This window comes from Streptomyces sp. NPDC024687 (assembly GCF_055559055.1).
This window is the reverse complement of record NZ_JBVHLJ010000001.1, coordinates 1,370,451-1,390,535: the sequence shown is the minus strand read 5'-3', so window position 1 is coordinate 1,390,535 and position 20,085 is coordinate 1,370,451. Positions and strand designations below refer to the sequence as shown.

20 protein-coding genes are annotated in these 20,085 nt (G+C 71.2%); 9 read left to right on the top strand and 11 right to left on the bottom strand.

The features are described from left to right. Positions 1-97 precede the first annotated feature (97 nt). Positions 98-1,717 carry a solute symporter family protein gene (locus tag ACZ39I_RS06250; RefSeq protein ID WP_467243237.1) on the bottom strand — a complete coding sequence of 540 codons (1,620 nt, stop codon included), beginning with the start codon at positions 1,715-1,717 and terminating at the stop codon, positions 98-100. Then, positions 1,714-2,070, bottom strand: a complete 357-nt coding sequence (locus tag ACZ39I_RS06245; RefSeq protein WP_467243234.1) for a DUF485 domain-containing protein — start codon at positions 2,068-2,070, stop codon at positions 1,714-1,716. The genes ACZ39I_RS06250 and ACZ39I_RS06245 overlap by 4 nt, the downstream gene beginning before the upstream one ends. A gap of 253 nt (positions 2,071-2,323) precedes the next feature. Between ACZ39I_RS06245 and ACZ39I_RS06240 the strand changes: the two genes are divergently transcribed. The 4 genes from ACZ39I_RS06240 (at position 2,324) to ACZ39I_RS06225 (ending at position 8,016) form a co-directional block, all read left to right on the top strand. Beyond that, entirely contained in the window at positions 2,324-3,862 is a 1,539-nt protein-coding gene (locus ACZ39I_RS06240; RefSeq protein ID WP_467243233.1) for a S8 family peptidase, read from the top strand. Between the two features lie 91 nt (positions 3,863-3,953). Then, a complete protein-coding gene (locus ACZ39I_RS06235; protein WP_467243230.1) occupies positions 3,954-5,504 on the top strand; it encodes a S8 family peptidase in 1,551 nt (516 codons plus the stop codon). Positions 5,505-5,565: 61 nt separating this feature from the next. Continuing rightward, positions 5,566-6,897 carry a CoA transferase gene (locus ACZ39I_RS06230; protein WP_467243227.1) on the top strand — a complete coding sequence of 444 codons (1,332 nt, stop codon included), beginning with the start codon at positions 5,566-5,568 and terminating at the stop codon, positions 6,895-6,897. Positions 6,898-7,008: 111 nt separating this feature from the next. Next, on the top strand, positions 7,009-8,016 hold the full coding sequence (locus ACZ39I_RS06225) for a CopD family protein (RefSeq protein ID WP_467243225.1): 1,008 nt from the start codon (positions 7,009-7,011) through the stop codon (positions 8,014-8,016). A 52-nt stretch (positions 8,017-8,068) separates the two neighbouring features. Here ACZ39I_RS06225 and ACZ39I_RS06220 read toward each other — a convergent pair whose 3' ends face one another. From ACZ39I_RS06220 to ACZ39I_RS06210, 3 genes are all read right to left on the bottom strand, one after another. After that, on the bottom strand, positions 8,069-8,722 hold the full coding sequence (locus tag ACZ39I_RS06220) for a lysoplasmalogenase (protein WP_467243328.1): 654 nt from the start codon (positions 8,720-8,722) through the stop codon (positions 8,069-8,071). A gap of 195 nt (positions 8,723-8,917) precedes the next feature. Further along, a complete protein-coding gene (locus ACZ39I_RS06215; RefSeq protein ID WP_467243223.1) occupies positions 8,918-9,832 on the bottom strand; it encodes a sterol desaturase family protein in 915 nt (304 codons plus the stop codon). A gap of 138 nt (positions 9,833-9,970) precedes the next feature. Beyond that, positions 9,971-10,699: a VIT1/CCC1 transporter family protein gene (locus ACZ39I_RS06210; RefSeq protein WP_467243220.1), complete on the bottom strand. Its 729-nt coding sequence runs from the start codon at positions 10,697-10,699 to the stop codon at positions 9,971-9,973. An 88-nt stretch (positions 10,700-10,787) separates the two neighbouring features. Between ACZ39I_RS06210 and ACZ39I_RS06205 the strand changes: the two genes are divergently transcribed. Further along, positions 10,788-11,771: a DEDDh family exonuclease gene (locus ACZ39I_RS06205; protein WP_467243217.1), complete on the top strand. Its 984-nt coding sequence runs from the start codon at positions 10,788-10,790 to the stop codon at positions 11,769-11,771. Between the two features lie 63 nt (positions 11,772-11,834). Here the strand turns inward: ACZ39I_RS06205 and ACZ39I_RS06200 are convergent, their stop codons facing one another. After that, positions 11,835-12,050, bottom strand: coding sequence for a hypothetical protein (locus ACZ39I_RS06200; protein WP_352390427.1), 216 nt, complete (start codon positions 12,048-12,050; stop codon positions 11,835-11,837). A 562-nt stretch (positions 12,051-12,612) separates the two neighbouring features. Beyond that, the gene (locus ACZ39I_RS06195; protein WP_352390428.1) at positions 12,613-12,861 is read right to left on the bottom strand and encodes a hypothetical protein; all 249 of its coding nucleotides are present in this window, start codon (positions 12,859-12,861) and stop codon (positions 12,613-12,615) included. A gap of 127 nt (positions 12,862-12,988) precedes the next feature. On the opposite strand from ACZ39I_RS06195, the gene ACZ39I_RS06190 reads away from it, so the two are divergent. Beyond that, on the top strand, positions 12,989-13,786 hold the full coding sequence (locus ACZ39I_RS06190; protein WP_467243212.1) for an SURF1 family cytochrome oxidase biogenesis protein: 798 nt from the start codon (positions 12,989-12,991) through the stop codon (positions 13,784-13,786). Positions 13,787-13,865: 79 nt separating this feature from the next. Here ACZ39I_RS06190 and ACZ39I_RS06185 read toward each other — a convergent pair whose 3' ends face one another. The 4 genes from ACZ39I_RS06185 to ACZ39I_RS06170 form a co-directional block, all read right to left on the bottom strand. Continuing rightward, positions 13,866-14,837, bottom strand: coding sequence for a hypothetical protein (locus ACZ39I_RS06185; RefSeq protein WP_467243211.1), 972 nt, complete (start codon positions 14,835-14,837; stop codon positions 13,866-13,868). A gap of 63 nt (positions 14,838-14,900) precedes the next feature. After that, positions 14,901-15,101 (bottom strand): YbdD/YjiX family protein, encoded by a 201-nt coding sequence (locus tag ACZ39I_RS06180; protein ID WP_352390431.1) that lies wholly within the window; start codon positions 15,099-15,101, stop codon positions 14,901-14,903. After that, positions 15,098-17,248: a carbon starvation CstA family protein gene (locus tag ACZ39I_RS06175; protein ID WP_467243210.1), complete on the bottom strand. Its 2,151-nt coding sequence runs from the start codon at positions 17,246-17,248 to the stop codon at positions 15,098-15,100. Before ACZ39I_RS06175 ends, ACZ39I_RS06180 begins: the two co-directional genes overlap by 4 nt. A 61-nt stretch (positions 17,249-17,309) precedes the next feature. Beyond that, on the bottom strand, positions 17,310-17,525 hold the full coding sequence (locus tag ACZ39I_RS06170; RefSeq protein ID WP_403658273.1) for a DUF3311 domain-containing protein: 216 nt from the start codon (positions 17,523-17,525) through the stop codon (positions 17,310-17,312). Between the two features lie 166 nt (positions 17,526-17,691). Between ACZ39I_RS06170 and ACZ39I_RS06165 the strand changes: the two genes are divergently transcribed. Genes ACZ39I_RS06165 through ACZ39I_RS06155 form a run of 3 tightly spaced genes read left to right on the top strand, consistent with a single transcriptional unit; the run spans position 17,692 to position 20,065 of the window. Continuing rightward, positions 17,692-19,224 (top strand): sodium:solute symporter family protein, encoded by a 1,533-nt coding sequence (locus ACZ39I_RS06165; protein ID WP_467243208.1) that lies wholly within the window; start codon positions 17,692-17,694, stop codon positions 19,222-19,224. Further along, positions 19,221-19,790: a sigma-70 family RNA polymerase sigma factor gene (locus ACZ39I_RS06160; RefSeq protein ID WP_403658267.1), complete on the top strand. Its 570-nt coding sequence runs from the start codon at positions 19,221-19,223 to the stop codon at positions 19,788-19,790. The genes ACZ39I_RS06165 and ACZ39I_RS06160 overlap by 4 nt, the downstream gene beginning before the upstream one ends. Further along, complete coding sequence (locus ACZ39I_RS06155) at positions 19,790-20,065, top strand: hypothetical protein (protein ID WP_467243204.1); 276 nt, start codon at positions 19,790-19,792, stop codon at positions 20,063-20,065. The genes ACZ39I_RS06160 and ACZ39I_RS06155 overlap by 1 nt, the downstream gene beginning before the upstream one ends. The last annotated feature ends 20 nt before the right edge of the window (positions 20,066-20,085 follow it).

The window sequence follows — 20,085 nt, the reverse complement described above, 5'->3', positions numbered from 1 at the left end:
CCTACGTGACCGCACTGACAACGACAGTGCCCGATCCCACGACGTACGAAGCGGCCGTGTCGTAGAGACCTACGACACGGCCGCTTCACCGGGTGTGTCAGTGGGCGCCGGTGCCGGTCAGGGACCGGACCTCCAGCTCCGCGTACTTGCCCTTGTCCGGCTCCTCCTTGGAGAGGTAGGTGCCGATGATGCCGAGCAGGAAGCCCACCGGGATCGAGATGATGCCCGGGTTCTCCAGCGGGAACCAGTGGAAGTCGACGTCCGGGAACATCGAGGTCGGCTTGCCGGAGACGACCGGCGAGAACAGCACCAGGCCGACCGCCGTGACGAGGCCGCCGTAGATCGACCACAGGGCCCCGCTGGTGGTGAACCGCTTCCAGAAGAGGCTGTAGAGGATCGTCGGGAGGTTTGCGGAGGCGGCGACCGCGAAGGCGAGCGCCACCAGGCCGGCGACGTTCAGGTCGCGGGCGAGGGCGCCCAGCAAAATGGAGACGGCGCCGATGCCGACGGTCGCCCAGCGGGCCGCGCTCATCTCCTGCTTCTCGGTGGCCTGGCCGCGCTTGATGACGTTCGCGTAGATGTCGTGGGCGAAGGAGGACGACGAGGCCAGGGTGAGGCCAGCGACGACCGCGAGGATCGTGGCGAAGGCGACCGCCGAGATGGTGGCCAGCAGGACCGCGCCCCAGTTGGAGTCGACGCCGCCCAGATGCAGTGCCAGCAGTGGCGCGGCCGTGTTGCCCGCCTTGTTGGAGGCGATGATCTCGTCCGGCTTGATGAGGGCCGCGGCGCCGAAGCCGAGGGCGAGGGTCATCAGGTAGAAGGCGCCGATGAGGCCGATGGCCCAGATGACCGACTTACGGGCGGCCTTGGCGGTGGGCACGGTGTAGAAGCGGATCAGGATGTGCGGCAGACCGGCGGTGCCGAGGACCAGGGCGATACCGAGGGAGATGAAGTCCAGCTTGGTGGTGCCCGTGGCGCCGTACTTCAGACCCGGCTCCAGGAAGGCCGCGCCCTTGCCGCTGTTGTCGGCGGCGGAGCCGAGCAGGTCGGAGACGTTGAAGTCGAACTTCAGCAGCACCAGGAAGGTCAGCAGCAGGGCGCCCGCGATGAGCAGGACGGCCTTGACCATCTGGACCCAGGTGGTGCCCTTCATGCCGCCGATGGTGACGTACACGATCATCAGGACGCCGACGAGGGCGACCACGCCGATCTTGCCGGCGTCGCTGGTGATGCCGAGGAGCAGGGAGACCAGGACGCCCGCGCCGGCCATCTGGGCCAGCAGGTAGAAGATCGAGACGACGATGGTGGAGGTGCCGGCCGCCGTACGGACCGGGCGCTGGCGCATCCGGTACGCGAGGACGTCACCCATCGTGTAGCGGCCGGAGTTGCGCAGCGGTTCGGCGACCAGGAGCAGGGCGACGAGCCAGGCGACCAGGAAGCCGACGGAGTAGAGGAAGCCGTCGTAGCCGAAGAGGGCGATGGCGCCCGCGATGCCGAGGAAGGACGCGGCGGACATGTAGTCGCCGGAGACGGCGAGGCCGTTCTGGAAACCGGTGAACTGGCGGCCGCCCGCGTAGAAGTCGGCGGCGTCCTTGGTCTGGCGTCCGGCCCAGACCGTGATGACGAGGGTCGCGACGACGAAGACCGCGAAGAGGCTGATGATCAGCCCTCGGTGCTCGCTGGCCTCGCCGGCCGCCAGGGTGATCGCGGGGCTCATGCGCCGCCCTCCATCCGGGACTTGATGGCCTCGGCCTTGGGGTCGAAGCGGGCGGCAGCGGTCCGCGCGTACCACCAGGCGATGAGGAACGTGGTGAGGAACTGGGCGAGGCCCAGGATCAACGCGACGTTGATGTTGCCGAAGACTTTGGTGCCCATGAAGTCGCCCGCGTAGTTGGACAGCAGGACGTACAGCAGGTACCAGGCGATGAAGCCGACGGTCAGCGGAAAGGCGAAGGAGCGGTAGGAGCGGCGCAGTTCACCGAACTCCGCGCTCTCCTGCACCTCGGTGAACTCCTCGGTGGTGGGGAGTTCGTGGGTCTCTTTCGCGGGTGGCGGTGCGTCGGTGGACACGGGGTCTCCTCGCGTAGCGGCTGCGGTTGTGACGGGGATCGGGGGCGAGTGTCCTCGCGTTCCCTGTTCAAGGTCACGGCGCCGCGCCTGGACCGGTTCAACTCACTTTGCTTCTTTCCGAACTCACCTTGGGGAAGTCATTGCTGGCCAGCGGCTTCGAGAGATAGCTTCGGCCTGCACCGCCCGTCATGTACCTGCCCGAGCGACACCTGTGTCTCGGGCCGGTTTCGTTTCCGGATGATGTGGAGACCCCATGTCCCAGCCGCGTTCCAGACGTTCGCGACACCGTCTCGCACTCGCTGTGCCCGTCGTGCTGTCCCTCACGGCCTCGCTCGGCTTCCTGCCCTCGGCAGCCTCGGCCGCGCCCGCCGCGCAGGCCACGGCTCGGGCCGCGGACGCGACGGACCTGTCGTACGTCGTCAACACCAAGGTGGACCACCGCACGATCGCGTCGGTGAAGAAGGCGATACCGATAGCCGGCGGCACCGTCGTGATCGCGTACGAGAAGATCGGCGTGATCGTCGTCCACTCCGCCGCCCCGGACTTCGCCCAGAAGATCCGCAAGGTGCACGGGGTGCAGTCGGCCGGCGCCACCCGCACCTCGCCGCTGACCCCGGCGGGGACGACGGACGAGGGCGCGGTCCAGGTCCTGTCGGACGCACAGGCCGCGAAGCTCGCCAAGGCCTCGGCCGCCGCGCCGGACAGCGAGCCCCTCGAGGCCGACCAGTGGGACCTGCGCGCGATAGGCGCCGACAAGGCGGCCAGGATCAACCCCGGCAGCCGCAAGGTGACCGTCGCCGTGATCGACACCGGCGTCGACGACACCCACCCCGACATCGCGCCGAACTTCTCCGCCGCCCAGTCCGCCAACTGCGACGGCGGTGTGCCGAACACCAGCCCGGGCGCCTGGCGGCCGTACACCGCGGACGACTACCACGGTACGCATGTGGCCGGTGAGATCGCCGCGGCCCGCAATGGCATAGGCGTGGCCGGGGTCGCTCCCGGCGTGAAGGTGTCGGCCATCAATGTGACCGACCCGAGCGACGGCCTCTTCTACCCGGAGAGCGTCGTGTGCGCCTTCGTGTTCGCGGCCGACCACGGCGTCGAGATCACCAACAACAGCTACTACGTTGATCCATGGATGTACAACTGCATGGACGACCCCGATCAGCGGGCCATTGTCGATGCGGTCAACAGGGCGCAGCAGTACGCCCAGAGGAAGGGCACGCTGAGCCTGGCCTCGGCCGGCAACTCCAACCACGACCTGGACTCCGACGCGATCGTCGACACCACGAGCCCCGACGACTCGACTCCGGTGGAGCGGACCGTCGACCCGCACGAGTGCTTCGACGTGCCGACGCAGCTTCCGGGTGTCGTCACGGTCAGCGCGACGGGCGTCAAGAACCTCAAGTCCTACTACTCCTCGTACGGCAAGGGCGTCATCGACGTCGCGGCGCCCGGCGGCGACCGGCTCTACCAGATCCCGGACACGCCGTCGCAGAACGGCCGCATCCTGTCGACCCTGCCGAACGGCGAGTACGGCTTCCTGCAGGGCACTTCGATGGCCTCCCCGCACGCCGCGGGCGTCGCCGCGCTGCTGAAGTCGACGCACCCCAAGGCGAGCCCGGCCCAGCTGCAGGCGCTGCTGAAGGCGGAGGCGACCGCCACGAGCTGCCCGGCCTCCTACGACCAGGACGGCAACGGCACGCAGGACGCGGTGTGCGAGGGCGGCACCCGGGTCAACGGGTTCTACGGCTTCGGCATCGTCAACGCGCTGCGCGCGGTCAAGTGACGCGCCTGTCCCGCGACTTCGCCCGACCCGGCGGCACCCGCACGGACCGTTCACACCGCTCGCACCGAGACGAACTGGAGAGTTGCACACCATGACAGGGCCCCACCCGCGCTATCGGCGCACGCTCGCGGTCCCGCTCGGTATGGCCATCGCGACGGCCATGGCCTTCCTGCCGGGCGCCACCGCGTCCGCGACCGGGCTGCCCGGCTCCGGCGCCGTCAGTGACGTCCTCGCCGCCGCCGGCACGGACGGGACGGCACTCAGCTACGTCGTCAACGTCCGCCCCGGGCACGGTCCTTCCGCCCAGGTGAAGAAGGCCGTCGCCAAGGCCGGCGGCACGATCGTGACGTCGTACGACGAGATCGGCGTGATCGTCGTCCACTCGTCGAACCCCGACTTCGCGAAGACCATCCGCAAGGTGCGCGGGGTCGAGTCGGCGGGCAACACGCGCAACGCGCCGCTGCCCGCGCAGTCGACGACCGACGAGGGGACGCCGAAGGCGCTCAGCTCCGCGCAGATGACCGCCGCGCAGGCCGCCGCCGACGCCGGCCAGGACCCGCTGGAGTCGTTGCAGTGGGACCTGCCCGCGATCAAGGCGGACAAGGCGCACGAGAAGTCGCTCGGCAGCAGCAAGGTGACCGTCGGCGTGATCGACACCGGTGTGGACGACACCCACCCGGACCTCGCGCCGAACTTCGACCGGGCCGCGTCGGTCAACTGCGTGACGGGCAAGCCGGACACGACCGACGGGGCGTGGCGGCCGAGCGCGGCGGAGAGCCCGCACGGTACGCACGTGGCCGGTGAGATCGCGGCCGCCAAGAACGGCGTCGGCATGACGGGCGTGGCGCCCGGTGTGAAGGTGGCGGGCATCAAGGTGTCGACCACCGACGGCTACTTCTACACGGAGGCCGTGGTCTGCGGCTTCATGTGGGCGGCCACGCACGGCGTGGACGTCACCAACAACAGCTATTACACCGACCCGTGGTACTTCAACTGCGCCGACGACCCGGACCAGAAGGCCCTCGTCGACGCGGTCACCCGGGCCTCGCGGTACGCGGAGAAGCGGGGCGTGGTCAACGTGGCCGCGGCCGGCAACGAGAACTACGACTTCGCGGCCGACGAGATCACCGACCCGGCCTCGCCGAACGACGGCACGCCGTCGGACCGGGTGATCGACCCGTCGGAGTGCTTCGACATACCGACCCAGCTTCCGGGGGTCGTGACGGTCGCGTCGACCGGCGCCAAGGGCATCAAGTCGTCCTTCTCCAACTACGGCCTGGGCATCATCGACGTCGCCGCGCCCGGCGGTGACTCGACGGCGTACCAGACGCCCGCGCCGCCCGCGACCAGCGGTCTGATCCTGGGCACGCTGCCCGGCGGCAAGTGGGGCTACATGGCCGGTACGTCGATGGCCTCGCCGCACGCCGCGGCCGTGGCCGCCCTGATCAAGTCGACGCACCCGTACGCCCCGCCGGCCCTGGTGAAGGCGCTGCTGTACGCCGAGGCCGACGCCACGCCGTGCACGGACCCGTACGACATCAACGGCGACGGCAAGGTCGACGCGGTGTGCGAGGGGTCCAAGAACCGCAACGGCTTCTACGGCTGGGGCACGGTGGACGCACTGGACGCGGTGACGAAGTAGCGGTACAGGACGATCAAGGTCCGTCCATATATTGATTGAGTCAATACTGCATAGTGCAGTCATGACTTCAATCAAGTTCGTGGTACGGGAGGGCGCTCTCCAGGGGCGCCTTCCCGTGCAGGACCTGGCGCGGGCCTGTGTGGGTGAGTGCGCGACGGCCGCCGCCGGACTCGGGGCGCGGCGGGCCGGCCTCACCGAGGTACCGGCCGTGCTGGTGGACGACGGTGCGGTCGCCACCGCCTTCCTGAGCGAGCGTCACCTGTCGATCAAGGGGCGCGCGCCGGTCACCTTCGCACCGCTGTCCCGGTTCTGGCGGACGGCGGACGGGTGGGTGCGGACGCACGCGAACTACCCGCACCACCGGGCACGGCTGCTCGACGCGCTGGGGGTACCGGAGGACGCGGCGGCCGTCGAAGCGGCCCTCGCCGAGCGGTCCGCCCTGGACGTCGAGGAAGCCGTGTACGCGGCCGGGGGTCTGGCCGTCGCCCTGCGCTCGCCCGAGGAATGGGCCGCACACCCGCAGGCGGCCGAGGTGGCGAAACGGCCGCTGATCGAACGAGGACGGCTGGACACGGCACGCGCGCGTGCCTTCACTCCGGTCGGCACCTCCCCCCTGCTGCCGGCCGCCGGCCTGCGGGTCCTGGATCTGACACGGGTCCTCGCGGGCCCGGTCGCCACCCGCACGCTCGCCCTGCTCGGCGCGGACGTCCTGCGCCTGGACGGACCCCACCTGCCCGAACTGCCGGACCAGCACGCCGACACCGGTCTCGGGAAGCGGTCGGCGACGCTCGACCTGGCCACCGACCGGCAGACCTTCGAGGACCTGCTCCAGGCGGCGGACGTGGTCGTCACCGGGTACCGGCCGGGCGCGCTGGACCGGTTCGGGCTGTCCGCCGAGTCGCTGGCGGAGCGGCGGCCCGGGGTGGTCGTCGCGCAGTTGTCGGCGTGGGGCGCGTACGGGCCCTGGCGTGAACGGCGGGGCTTCGACAGCCTCGTACAGGCCGCCACCGGGATCGCGGCGCTGGAGGGTTCGGCGGAGCAGCCGGGCGCGCTGCCCGCGCAGGCCCTCGACCACGGCACGGGCTACCTGCTGGCGGCAGCCGTGTTGCGGGCGCTGACCGAGCAGTCGTACGAGGGCGGGAGCCGGTTCGTGCGGCTGGCGCTCGCGCGAACGGCCCGGTGGCTGACGGACGGCGTGGGCGACATGGGCGACGCGGCCGTGGGAGACGCCGGGAGCGGTTCCTACGACGGTCCCGGACCCTGGTTGTCGGAGACGGACAGCGCGCTCGGGCGGCTGCGGTACGCGCTGTCGCCGGTCTCCTTCGAGGGCGGCCCGACGGACTGGGACCGACCGCCGGTGCCGTGGGGGACGGACTCTCCGGGCTGGCGTTGACCCGGCCGGAACCGACAGCGGCACCGGAAGCGTGTGTATGGGTGGAATGCCGTACCACCACTTGTTTCCTTGCAGTTGCCCGGTTCTGTCCGTTGTGGTCAAGATCGTACGGTGACGTTGACCAGACCTCCCTCCGCGGTGACCGACGCGAGTGGCCCCGCACGGCGCCCCGGCACCGGCCGGGCGGTCGCCGTCCTCGCCCTGGCGATGGTGGCCGTTGCGACACCGCTGCTCGGGCCGTCCGCCGCGCTGCACGGCACCGGGGAGGCCGCCGCGCCCGGAGCCGGCGGAGTGGCCCTGCTGCGGGCGGTGCTGTTCGTGGCGTTGTGCGTACCGCTGGGCGAGCTGTTCGGGGGCCGGTTGGTGCGCTCGGTGCCCGGCACTCCCCCGGACGTTCCGCGCTCCTGGACTCCCTGGGCGGCCGCCGCCGGGTTCCTCGCCGCGCTGGGCCTGGCGTCGGTCGTGGCGACCGGCAATCTGGTGCCCCACAGCCTCTCCGCGATCGATGTCGGCGGCCTGCACGCGTCGCGGGACGGCAAGTTGGCCCTGCTGGAGGTCAACGCGTTCCTGCTGGCCGGTCTGTGCGCCCGCTCGGGCCGCCCGACCGTCCAGGTGTGGCCCCTGTCCGCCGTGCTGGCGGCGGAGGCCCTGCGCGCGCATCCCCTGACCGAGCACAGCCCATTGGTCGGCTCCGGGCTGACGCTGCTTCACCTCACGTGCGCGGCGCTGTGGACGGGTGGACTGCTGCACGTGCTGCGGACCCTGCGCCACTGGGGACCCGCGGAGCCGGGCGCGGCGCTGCTCGGGCTCTACGCGCGCGTGGCGGCCGTATTGCTCGCCGCCGTCTCCGCGACCGGGGTGTGGAGTTCGCTGCGCCGGATGCCTCCCGGCACCATCCCGGCACAGCTGACGGACACGGCCTACGGGCGCACGCTGCTCGCCAAGGTGCTCCTCGTGGCGGTCGTCTCCGTGCTCGCCCTGTGGGCCCGCACCCGACTGCGCCGCGCCCCCGACCCGCTGACCGCCTGTGCCCCCGCGCGCGTGGAGGTCGTGGCCCTGGGGCTGGTGGTTGTGGTGTCGGGGCTGCTGACGGCGCTGCCGTTGCCGATCCGCTGGTGAGGGCTGCGCGCCGCCGTCGCGGGTGATGCGGACGCTGTCGGACCACCTGCGCTCAGGGAGTGGTCGAGCGGATCTCACCGTACGTCGCCATCGGTCCCGGACGCGCTTCGAGAGCTCGTCGTACGCCACTGGCCAGCAGGAACTGCGCGGCAACATACGTGAGCATGATCCAGAAGTCGGGTCGTGGGAGCTGAGGCCAGTCGGCGACGCCGGTCGCGATGAGGGTGTCCGAGAGCAGGAAGAGCACTCCGCCGAGTCCGGTGAGGAGGCCGAGCCGGGCGGCGGTGTACGCCATGGTCACGAGCAGGGCGCTGTAGCCGGCGACGGGGATGCGGAGGTGCGTCGGCAGGTCCGGCCACAGGAGGGCGACCGTGGTGACGAGGGAGAGGGCGTAGACGGGGGCCGGGAGGAGGGCACGCGTGCGTGGCGTGCCGTGACGCCGAAAGAGCGCGATGTAGCAGACGTGGCCCGCGGCGAAACAGGCCATGCCTGCGAGGAAGGCCGGCCCGGTGTCGGACAGCAGGAGGACGTCACCTCCCCAGCCGCACAGGAGCGCGATGACTAGGAGGCGCGGTGCGCCTCGGACGGCCGCCCAGGTCGCGAGGAGCGGCATGAGCAGGGGCTTGGCGACGACATGGCCGCCACCGAAGCCGACGGCCAGGGAGACGAGGTCGATGAGGGTGACGGCGGCGAGGCAGGCGAGCAGAAGAGCAGCGAGGGAACGTGCGCGCGGACCCCGCGCGGAAGGCGCGCGCGGACGCCCGCCACCCGGGACGACCCCTGTCACGCCCCTCCCGCCCGGTGTGCACGCGCCTGCGCCCCTGCCGTCCGACGTCGTCTCGCCCGCGCTCCTGCCGCCCCACGAGGCCACGCCCGCGCGCCCATAGCCGGGTCCGGGCTCTCACGCGGCCGCGCTCCCTCCGGCCGAAGCCGGTTCCGGTTCCAGTCCCTGGCCCTGTTCCGACGCCGGGGCCGATTCCGCCGATCGCGACGGCTGCCAGCCCGGCCCGCCGAACACCCGCCCGGCCCGCTCACGCCAACTCCGGGCCTTCCTGACGTCCTTGATGATCGCCACGTACTCATGGGTGGCCACCTTGACCGGGTTGAACGTGTTGATGTTCTTGGTCAACCCGTAGACGGGCCGTTCGGTCTCGGCGACGAACGAGCCGAAGAGCCGGTCCCAGACGATGAGGATGCCGCCGAAGTTGCGGTCCAGGTAGCCGCCCTGGGAGGCGTGGTGGACGCGGTGGTGGGACGGGGTGTTGAAGACGAACTCGAACCAGCGGGGCATCTTGTCGATGCGTTCGGTGTGGATCCAGAACTGGTAGACGAGGTTCGCGGAGGAGCAGAAGGCGAGCGCGGCCGGGTGGACTCCGGCGGCGACGAGGGGGACGTAGAACGGCCAGACGGTCAGGGTCGTCCAGGGCTGGCGCAGCGCGGTGGTGAGGTTGAACTTCCGGCTGGAGTGGTGGACGACGTGACAGGCCCACAGGATGCGGATGACGTGGTGGCCGCGGTGGGACCAGTAGTAGAAGAAGTCCTGCCCGAGCAGCATCAGGGGGACCGTCCACCACAGGACGGGTATGCGCAGCGGGGTGAACTCGTACAGGGCGGTGTAGACGGCGACGATCGGGATCTTCCAGAGGAAGTCGAAGAAGAGGCTGCCGAGTCCCATGCCGATGCTGGTGGCGGCGTCCTTCGTCTCGTAGCCGGCCGCGTCCTCGTCGGGATGGACGCGGACGCTGATCATCTCGATGACGGTGAGCAGCACGAAGGCGGGTATGGACCAGACCACGACATCGGGGAGGTTCGGCATGCGTGCACCGTAGAACCGCCGGTCGGGCGGGGCTAGACGTTGTTACCCACAAGTATTACCGGTGGTACGCGCTTGCTTCTTGGCGATCTCCGCCAAGGGATGCCGACGGGCGGTCACGCCAGTTGCCGCGCCGGGGCGTCAACCGACCCCCGCCGCCCCCAACAACACCCCCACCCCGTACGTGACCCCCATCGCCAACAACCCGCCCGCCACGTTCCGCACCACCGCGCGCCCCGCATGCGCCGCACCCAACCGCGCGCTGCTCCACCCGGTCAGCACCAACGCCGCCACCACCGACACCACGGTCACCGGCACCCGCCACCCCGCCGACGGCAGCACGATGGCCAGCAGCGGCAGCAACGCCCCCGCGGTGAACGCCAGGAAGCTCGCCCAGGCCGCATGCCAGGGGTTGGTCAGTTCGTCCGGGTCGATGCCGAGCTCCACGCGTGCGTGAGCCCGCAGCGCATCACGTTCCGTCAGTTGTTCCGCCGCCTCATGGGCCACGTCACGGGACAGCCCCCGTTCCTCCAGAAGCTCCGTCAACTCCTCCAGCTCCGCCTCCGGCCGTTCGCGAAGTTCCCGCCTCTCCACGGCCAGCGCGGCCATCTCGGAGTCGCGCTGGGTCGACACGGACACGTACTCCCCGGCCGCCATGGACATCGAACCGGCCAGCAGGCCCGCCAGACCCGCCGTCAGCAAGGCCGCGCGGTCGCTCGTCGCGCCGGCCACACCGACGACGAGGCCCGCCGTGGAGACGATGCCGTCGTTCGCGCCGAGAACGGCCGCGCGCAGCCAGTTGAGGCGGACGCCGAGCCCACCGCCGTGTGCCTCGTCGTGCGCCGGTGCGCTCGCACCCTCTTCGGTCATCCCCGGAGGATCGCACCCCGGTCGTCGCGAGCCCGGTACCGACGCCGCGGTGAGGGACTGTCAGTCGTGGCCCGTATCCTCGTGAACCATGCTCGAAGACCAGACGACCGCAGCGTCCTCCCCCACAGCGTGGCCGGCCGCGTATCCACAGGGATACGCGGTCGTCGACGTGGAGACCACCGGCCTGGCCCGCGACGACCGGATAATCTCCGCGGCCGTCTACCGACTGGACGCGCGCGGCGAGGTCGAGGACCACTGGTACACGCTGGTCAATCCGGAGCGCGACCCGGGCCCCGTGTGGATCCACGGGCTGACGAGCGAGACACTCGAAGGCGCCCCGCTCTTCCCGGACATCGCCGACGAGTTCTCGGCCCGTCTCGACGGTCGCGTGCTCGTCGCGCACAACGCCGTCTTCGACTGGCAGATGATCGCCCGCGAGTACGCGCGCGCGGGCCGGGTGGCGCCGGTGAGTCAGCGGCTGTGCACCATCGTCCTGTCGAAGGAACTCGGCCTGCCGCTGCCCAACCACAAACTGGAGTCGCTGGCCGCCCACTTCGGCGTCGTACAGCAGCGGGCGCACCATGCCCTCGACGACGCGCGTGTGCTCGCGGAGGCGTTCCGGCCGAGCCTGCGGGCCGCCGCCGCGCGAAGCGTGCGGCTGCCGCTGCACGAGTGCCGGCCGCTGACCGAGTGGACGGACCGGGCGGTGCCGCGGCAGTCGGCGGGCTACAGCAGTTACCGTCCGACCAGTTGGCGGCCCGCGCGCAAGCGGCCCGCGTGCCCCTACCCCAACCCGGGGCGGTACGAGGACGGCAAACCGCTCAAACAGGGCATGCGGATCGCCTTCTCCGGCGACACCTCGACCGAGCGCGACCTCCTGGAGGACCGGGCGATCGAGGCCGGGCTGCATGTCGCCACCAGCATGTCCCGGCTGACCAGTCTGCTCGTCACCAACGACCCGGACTCGAACACGTCCAAGGTGGTCAAGGCCCGGCAGTTCGGCACACCGGTCGTCGACGAGGCGGCCTTCGGGCAGCTCCTCCGGGACGTGGAGCCGGCGTCGGGAGGATGACCGTACGGACCTGTACGGGCCGGGGCCGCGGTATCGGCGGTGGGGGCCGGTGCGCCGGGTCGGTCAGGCGATGGCGATGCCGTCCAGCTTTCCGGCCTTGGCCTCCTCCACCAGCGAGGCGAACTGGTCGGCGCTCATCTGGACGCGCTGGCCGAAGTCGTCGGTGAGCAGGACGCGGCGGTCCGCGGGGGCACTCGGGTCGACGAACAACTGCGGGCAGCCGCAGTCGCACTCGCCACAGAAGGTCGCCAGCGGTTCCAGTGCGTTGGTGTCACTCATCGTGAACTGCCTTTCACGGGGAGACCGGACGGTCGGATGGGTGCCGCCCGCCAGATGTGCGGGCGTGGCCAAGGCATACCCCGCGTGCAGGACGCGACGCGCTCGCGTGCGGGCCGGCGGGAGCGCGGTCCGGGCGGCCGTGCGCCGATGCGCACCCGATGCTTCCTCTCGCTCCGGAGCCGTGGGAACCAACTCATCCAGAATTACGACCACTTGAGGGGCCCCAGCCTCCGCACACGGACCGGCGTCCGCCAGGCGGAGGCCGGCGAGGCAGGCCGGGGGCCAGGACGCCCAGCGGGGCAACGGTGTCCATGCCGGCCGTGGAGTGCCGCTGCCCTCGTACCGCACGCTCGTGGCAGGGCCGTCCGGACGGGAAGGGCGAGCACCGCGGTGCCGAGGAGCCGCTCGCGCTCCTGCCGGGTGGCGGCCGCAGACCCGTCATTCCCGGCGTCTCCTCACCGCAGGCCCCGTCCCCGCCCCCGTCCCCGTTCCCGCCTGCCGACGCGACGGGCGTACGACGAAAACGAGGGGGCCCGGCGAGTTCGTCACCCCTCGGTGTCGATCACACGGCGGAGCCGACCTTGTCCACGATGCCGACCTTGCCCTCCGCGCGGGCACAGTGCGCGCCACAGAACCAGTGACCGTCCACCTCGACGCCCTGGCCGATGATCTGCACCCGGCAGTGCTCGCAGATGGGTGCCATGCGGTGGATCGCGCAGGCGAACGAGTCGAAGACGTGGCGTGCCCCGTCCCGGGTCTCGACGGTGAATGCCAGGTCGTAGTCGTTCCCACACACTTCGCAACGTGTCATAAGCCGAATCGTCAGGGGCGGGCCCGGCACTCGCAAGCCGACAGCGCTCCATCGGGTGGGCATCGTCGACCGGGCCCGACCACACCCCTGTGCGAGCCCCCCGTCGTCCGAGTTGTACGGTCGTGGGGTGTACCGCTTCCTGTTGTCCCGGCAGTGGGTGATCCTCACGCTGGTCGCCCTCCTCCTCATCCCCACGATGATCAGGCTGGGCATCTGGCAGATGCACCGCTACGAGTTGCGCACCGCCCGCAACCAGCTGGTCTCCGAGGCGCTGTCCGCGAAGCCGGTGCCCGTGGAGCGGATGACCTCGCCCGGACACACGGTCACGACGCACGACCGGTACCGCAGCGTGACCGCGAAGGGTCACTTCGACGCCGACGACGAGGTCGTGGTCCGGCGTCGCACCAACTCCGACGACGAGGTCGGCTACCACGTCCTGACCCCCTTCGTCCTCGACGACGGCAAGGTGCTGCTGGTCAACCGGGGCTGGATCCCCGCGAACGGTCCCAGCCAGACCGTGTTCCCGAAGATCCCCGCTCCCCCGAAGGGCGAGATCACCGTCACCGGGCGGCTGATGCCCGACGAGACGACCGCGGCGAGCGGTATCAAGAACCTCAAGGGGCTGCCCGACCGGCAGATCATGCTGATCAACAGCGAGCAGGAGGCCAAGCGGCTGGGCGCCACGGTGCTCGGCGGCTACATCGCCCAGACGGCACCCGAGCCGAAGGGTGACAGCCCGGAACTGATCGGCGCCAATCCCGGCAAGGAGGACGCCGCGCTGAACTACGCCTACGCCATCCAGTGGTGGCTGTTCTCCGTGGGCGTTCCGATCGGGTGGGTCGTCCTGGTGCGGCGCGAACTCCGCGACCGCCGGGACAAGGCGGAGCGGGAAGACGCGACGGACGCGGAGCCGGCCGCGGTGTGACACCCCGGCCCGCCGACCCGCCCCTGACAGCACCCATCACGGCATCAGCCTCCGCCCCACCGCGGCATGACCCACCGCCTCACGCGCCCTCGCGGTCGCGCCAATACAGAAACGTCCGCTCCGGCTCGGGCAGCAGCTCCCACGGGTGTGGGGTCATGTGGCGGCCGATGCGCCGGAACACGGGGGCCGCGTCGGTCGGGCGGTGCGTGCGGGCCAGTGCGAAGGCCAGGATGTTGAGGTCGGCGACGGCCTCGGCGTGCGGTGGGGCCGCGGTGTGGAACCAGTCGGTCAGGGCCCACTCGATCTCCGCGCGGGCCCGGGGTTCGTTCCAGTGGCTGTCGGCCCCGAGGGGCATCTGCCGCTGCCGGTGGGCGACGAGTTCGACGCGGGCCGCCACGGGGAGCAGGGCGAGCGGTGAGCCGTACGGGGCGCGGGCGGCGGCCTGACCCGCGAAGTCCATCATGTCGGCGACCGAGCCCTGTCCGCGCGGGGACAGACATCTCAGCAGCAGGTGGTAGGCACCCCGGTGCCACGGGGCCCGCGTGACGGCCTCCGTCCACACGGGCACGGTGTCCCGGGCCGGCACGGCGAGGGAGTGCATCAGCCCGAGCAGGGCCAGCCAGGGCGTCGGATCGTCGGGGCAGACCTCGGCGGCGCGCAGACAGGCCCGCTCCGCGTCCTGGACGGCGGCCCCTCCGTCGGCCCATCCGTCGCCCCATCCGTCGGCCCGCCCGTCGACCGAGGCCCGCCGCGCGCACCGGACACAGGCCCACAGCACCAGCGCGTCCCCGTCGCCGGGGCGTTCGCCGATCCACCGCCGGCACACCGGGACCGGCAAGTGGTCCGCCAGTACGGACATCCGGTGCCACCGGCGGTCCCAGTCCCTCCCCGTGTCCCGCAGGAGGTCGGCGACCGGCTGCCAGAGCGGACGACTGGAACCGGCCCCGAGGCCGTGCAGCTGAAGGGCGGGCCGCAGCTCGGTCAGCGTCGCGTGCAGTGTGTCGTCGTCGAGGGCGGGGTGGACCAGCAGGGCGGTGCGGCGTCTGAACATCTCGGTCCCGAAAGGTGAGAGGGGCGGGCGGGGTGCCCGCCCCGTGGTCCACGACAGAGAACGTCAGCAGCACCGCCCCTGCGGGTGAGCCTCCCGGTGCCGGGTGCGCAGCACCTCGTACTCCCGTCTGGTGGGAACCGGCGCGAGCGGATGGTGGCGCAGATGCCGCTCGCGGTAGCGGTCGTACTCCGCCTCCCCGGTCAGCTCCCGCAGGTACCACCGGACGGCCCCCGCCCACCGCCGCGCCGTCACCGTCACCGTCACGAGCGCACCCCCACCAGCTCCTCACCGGCCCGCTCGGGCACGTCGATCCGCGACTCGACGTACGGCGCCTCGGTGGTCGCCAGAGTCCCCGGCGCCCGGACCGCCCGCACGCACACCACCCCCGCGTTGACGATGACGACCGCGACCAGCAGCAGGAACAGGGCGATCAGCACCCCGTCGACCGTGGAGTTGGTGACCACCGTGTGCATGTCGTCGAGTGTCTTGGCGGGCGCGAGCACCTGGCCCGCGTCGATGCCGTCCGCGTACTTGGCCCGCTGGGCGAAGAACCCGACCCGCGGATCGTCGGAGAAGATCTTCTGCCAGCCCGCGGTGAAGGTGATCGCGACCACCCAGGCCAGCGGGACCCCGGTGACCCACGCCCACCTCAGCTTCCCGGACTTGACGAGGACCGTGGTGCACACGGCCAGCGCGATCGCGGCCAGCAGCTGGTTCGCGATGCCGAAGAGCGGGAAGAGCTGGTTGATCCCGCCCAGAGGGTCAGTGGCACCGGTGTAGAGGAAGTAGCCCCAGGCCGCCACCACCAGGGCGCTGCACAGCCAGATGCCCGGCTTCCAGTTGACCCTGCCGACCGGCTTCCACACGTTGCCGAGCATGTCCTGCAGCATGAAGCGGCCGACACGCGTGCCCGCGTCCACTGTTGTCAGGATGAACAGCGCCTCGAACATGATCGCGAAGTGGTACCAGAAGGCCTTCATGGCGGTGCCCCCGAACACCCCGGAGAAGATCTCCGACATGCCGACCGCGAGGGTCGGGGCGCCTCCGGAGCGGGCGATCAGCGACTGTTCCTCGACGGCCTTTGCGGCCTGCGTCAGCTGGTCCGGCGTGATGGTGAAGCCGAGGCCGGCCACGGCGTGCGACGCCGACTGGGCCGTCGCGCCCAGCAGTCCCGCCGGGGCGTTCATCGCGTAGTACAGGCCGGGCTCCAGGGTCGCCGCCGCGATGAGCGCCATGATCGCGACGAACGACTCCATCAGCATGGCGCCGTACCCGATGAGGCGGACCTGCGACTCCTTACGGATCAGCTTCGGCGTCGTACCGGAGGAGACCAGCGCGTGGAAGCCGGACAGTGCGCCGCAGGCGATGGTGATGAACAGGAAGGGGAACAGGGAACCCGCGAACACCGGCCCGGCGCCCGAGGTCGCGAAGTCGCTCACCGCGTCCGCGCGCAGCACCGGGGCGGCGACCACGACACCGACGGCCAGCAGCGCGATCGTGCCGATCTTCATGAAGGTGGAGAGGTAGTCGCGGGGGGCCAGGAGCATCCAGACCGGGAGGACGGAGGCCACGAAGCCGTAGCCGACCAGGCAGAAGACCAGGGTCGTCGGGCTGAGGGTGAAGGTGGAGGCCAGCGAGGAGTTCTGGACCCAGCTGCCGCCGACGATCGCGAGCAGCAGCAGCGCGACACCGATGAAGCTGGTCTCCACGACCCGGCCGGGGCGGATGCGGTGCATCCAGAAGCCCATGAACAGGGCGATCGGGATGGTCATGGCGACGGAGAAGGTGCCCCACGGGGAGTGTGCGAGGGCGTTGACCACGACCAGGGCCAGCACGCCCAGCAGAATGATCATGATGGCGAAGACCGCGACCAGCGCGGCCGCCCCGCCCAGCCGGCCGATCTCGTCCCGGGCCAGCTGCCCGAGCGACGTGCCGTCCCGGCGCATGGACAGGAAGAGGACCACCATGTCCTGCACAGCCCCCGCGAAGATCACTCCGGCGACGATCCACAGGGTGCCGGGCAGGTAGCCCATCTGGGCCGCCAGCACCGGGCCGACCAGCGGTCCGGCGCCCGCGATCGCCGCGAAGTGGTGGCCGAGCAGAACCCGCTTGTCGGTGGGGTGGAAGTCGACGCCGTCTTCGAGGCGTTCGGCCGGGGTGGCACGGCGGTCGTCGGGTTCGAGGACCCGGCGGGAGATGAAGCGGGAGTAGAAGCGGTAGGCGATCGCGTACGACCCGAGCGCGGCGACGACCAGCCAGACCGCGGAGATCTTCTCGCCCCGGGCCAGCGCGAGCACGCCCCAGGCGACCGCGCCGACCAGCGCGACGACGGCCCACAGAAGGATCGACCGAGGTGACATACGGGATTTTTCAGGCGCCTTGAGGGCAGGCTGAAGGACGGTCTCGGGCATGGCGGCTCCTCACCGGAAACGGTGGAACGGAAACGGTGGCACAGGGCAAACGACAGAAGGCTCAGCGGCGATGTCGCTCCGACAGCGCATACGCGGCGAGCAGGCACAGGCCGCACCCCGGCACCCAGGCGAGCTGGTACCAGTAGAAGAACGGCGTGCCCGCCAGGCGCGGCTCCGCACCGGCGTACATCGGGACCCACAGCAGTCCCGCGGCGGGGGCGAGAAGCAGTACGGCGATCGCGACGCGCCGTAGCCGGTGATGACCGGTCCGTGCCATGACCTGCGCTCCTCTCCCCATCGCTGTCGGTCTGTGCAAGAGTTGCCCACCTCCCGCGGACGGTTGACAGCGAATGCCGGGGAGATTTCCCGCCGGTGTCCGTCATCCGAACCGGCGGCCCGCGCAACTTAAGCGCGAGGGCACAGACACACCAAGGACGGTGACCATGGCCGACAGCGCCATGACCGCGACGTTCCTCGCCGTGATCGGCGGAGCGTCGCTGCTCGCCGTGACCGCGCGCCGACTGCGCCCCAGCGACCGGCTGCCGTCCCTGGAGGGCTGGGCGCTGGCCGACCGCAGCCTCGGCCCGGTGTGGACGTGGCTGCTGCTGGGCGGCACGATCTTCACCGCGTACACCTTCACCGCGGTGCCGGGACTTGCGTACGGCAACGGCGGGGCCGCGTTCTTCGCGGTGCCGTACACGGTGATCGTCTGCCCCATCGCCTTCGTGCTGCTCAGCCGCCTGGGCGAGGTGGCCCGGCGGCACGGCTACATCACCGCCGCCGACTTCGTGCGCGGCCGCTACGGTTCGCCGCCGCTGGCGCTGGTGGTCGCACTGACCGGGATCCTCGCGACGATGCCATACCTGGCGCTGCAACTGCTCGGGATAAGAGCGGTGCTGACCGCGGGGGGCGTGTATCCGCGGGGCGCGACCGGTGACCTGGTGATGGTGGCGCTGTTCGCGGGGCTCGCGGTGGCCACCTACCGGCACGGGCTGCGGGCGCCCACCGTGATCTCGGCGCTCAAGGCGGTCGCCGTCTTCGTCTCGCTCACCGCCGTCACCTGGCTGGTCCTGGAACGGCTCGGCGGTCCTGGCGCGGTGTTCGACGGGGCCGCCGAGCGCCTGGGCGGACCGGCCCTGCTCCTCTCCCCCGAGCAGCAGCCCGCCTACGCCACCCTCGCCCTCGGCTCCGCCCTCGCCCTGCTGATGTACCCGCACGTCCTGACCGCCGCCTTCGCCGCCGACGGCCCGCGCACCCTGCGCAAGGTCGCCGTGGCCCTGCCCGCCTGGACCGGGCTGCTCGCCCTCTTCGGGTTCCTCGGCATCGCGGCGCTCGCGGCGGGCGTGCGGGCACCGGAGGGCGGTGCCGAGACCGCCGTACCGATGCTGGTGGACCGGCTGATGCCGGGGCCGCTGGCCGGGCTGGTGTTCGGCGCGATCACCGTGGGGGCGCTGGTGCCGGCCGCGGTGATGTCGATCGCGGCGGCCACCAGCTTCGTGCGCAACGTATACGTCGAGTACGTGCACCCCACGGCCACGCCCAAGCGGCAGGTGCGGATCGCCAAGGCGGTGTCGCTGACGGCGAAGGTGGGCGCTGTGGCGTTCGTGTTCGGGCTGCGCGACCAGGACGCCGTCAACCTCCAGCTTCTCGGCGGGGTCTGGATCCTGCAGATCTTCCCGGCCGTCGCCGTGGGCCTGTTCACCGGGCGGCTGCATCCGCGGGCGCTGCTCGCCGGGTGGGGCGCGGGCATGCTGGCCGGCACCTTCCTCGTCGTCCGCGAGGGCTTCTCCTCGCTCGGCAGCGGGCCCTTCCAGGTCTACGCCGGTCTCGTCGCCCTCCTGCTCAATCTGACCGTCGCCCTGGCCGGAACCGCGGCCCTCGAACGGCTCGGCGTCCCGCGCGGCGCCGACTCGACCGACCTACCGTCGCGCCTGACCGTCAGGCGGCGCCCCGAGACGGGAGCGAACAACCCGTGAGACAGCACCTGAGAGCCGGCACCCCCGTGCCCGCCCCGCTCGCCCCCGCGGCGGCCGACCCGGCCGAACTGGAGCGCGAGGCCGGTGTGGCCCACCTTTTCGAGCTGCACTACGCCTCCATGCTCCGCCTCGCCGTGCTGCTCGGCGCCGACGACCCGGAGAACGTGGTCGCCGAGGCCTACTACCAGATCTACCGGAAGTGGCGGCGCCTCAGGGACACCGAGGCCGCGGAGGCCTATCTGCGCTCCACCGTCTGCAATCTGACGCGGATGCGGATACGCCACCTCCAGGTGGCCCGCAAGCACGTGGAGAACCCCCCGACGAGAACGGACGAGCTCGTCGCCTCCGCCGAGAGCACCGCGCTCCTCCACGACGACCAGCGCGTCCTCATCGACGCGCTGCAGCAGCTGCCCGCCCGGCAGCGCGAGGCGCTGGTGCTGCGGCACTGGCTCGGGCTGAAGGAGAGCGAGATCGCCTCGGCGATGGGCATCTCCTGCGGTTCCGTCAAGACCCACACGGCGCGCGGTCTCGCCGCCCTGACCCAGGCGATGGAGGCCCGGCGATGATGAACGACGCGAGTCCGGACCGCACCGAGCGGGAACTCCAGGAGGCCCTCGCCGCGCTGGCGGGCAAGGTGCACGCGGCACCCGACGCCTACCGCACGGCACGCGGCGAGTGGCTGCGCCGGGAACGCCGCCGCCGGCTCGTCCTCACCGTCCTCATCGCGGTCGTGTTCGCGCTGGCCACGCTGATCGGACTGTGGGTGCTGAACCAGACTCCCGCGCACCCGGGAGTGATCTTCTCCGGCACGACGGTGTCACTCCCCCGGCCGCACCCCTGATTGCCCCCGCGACCGGCCGG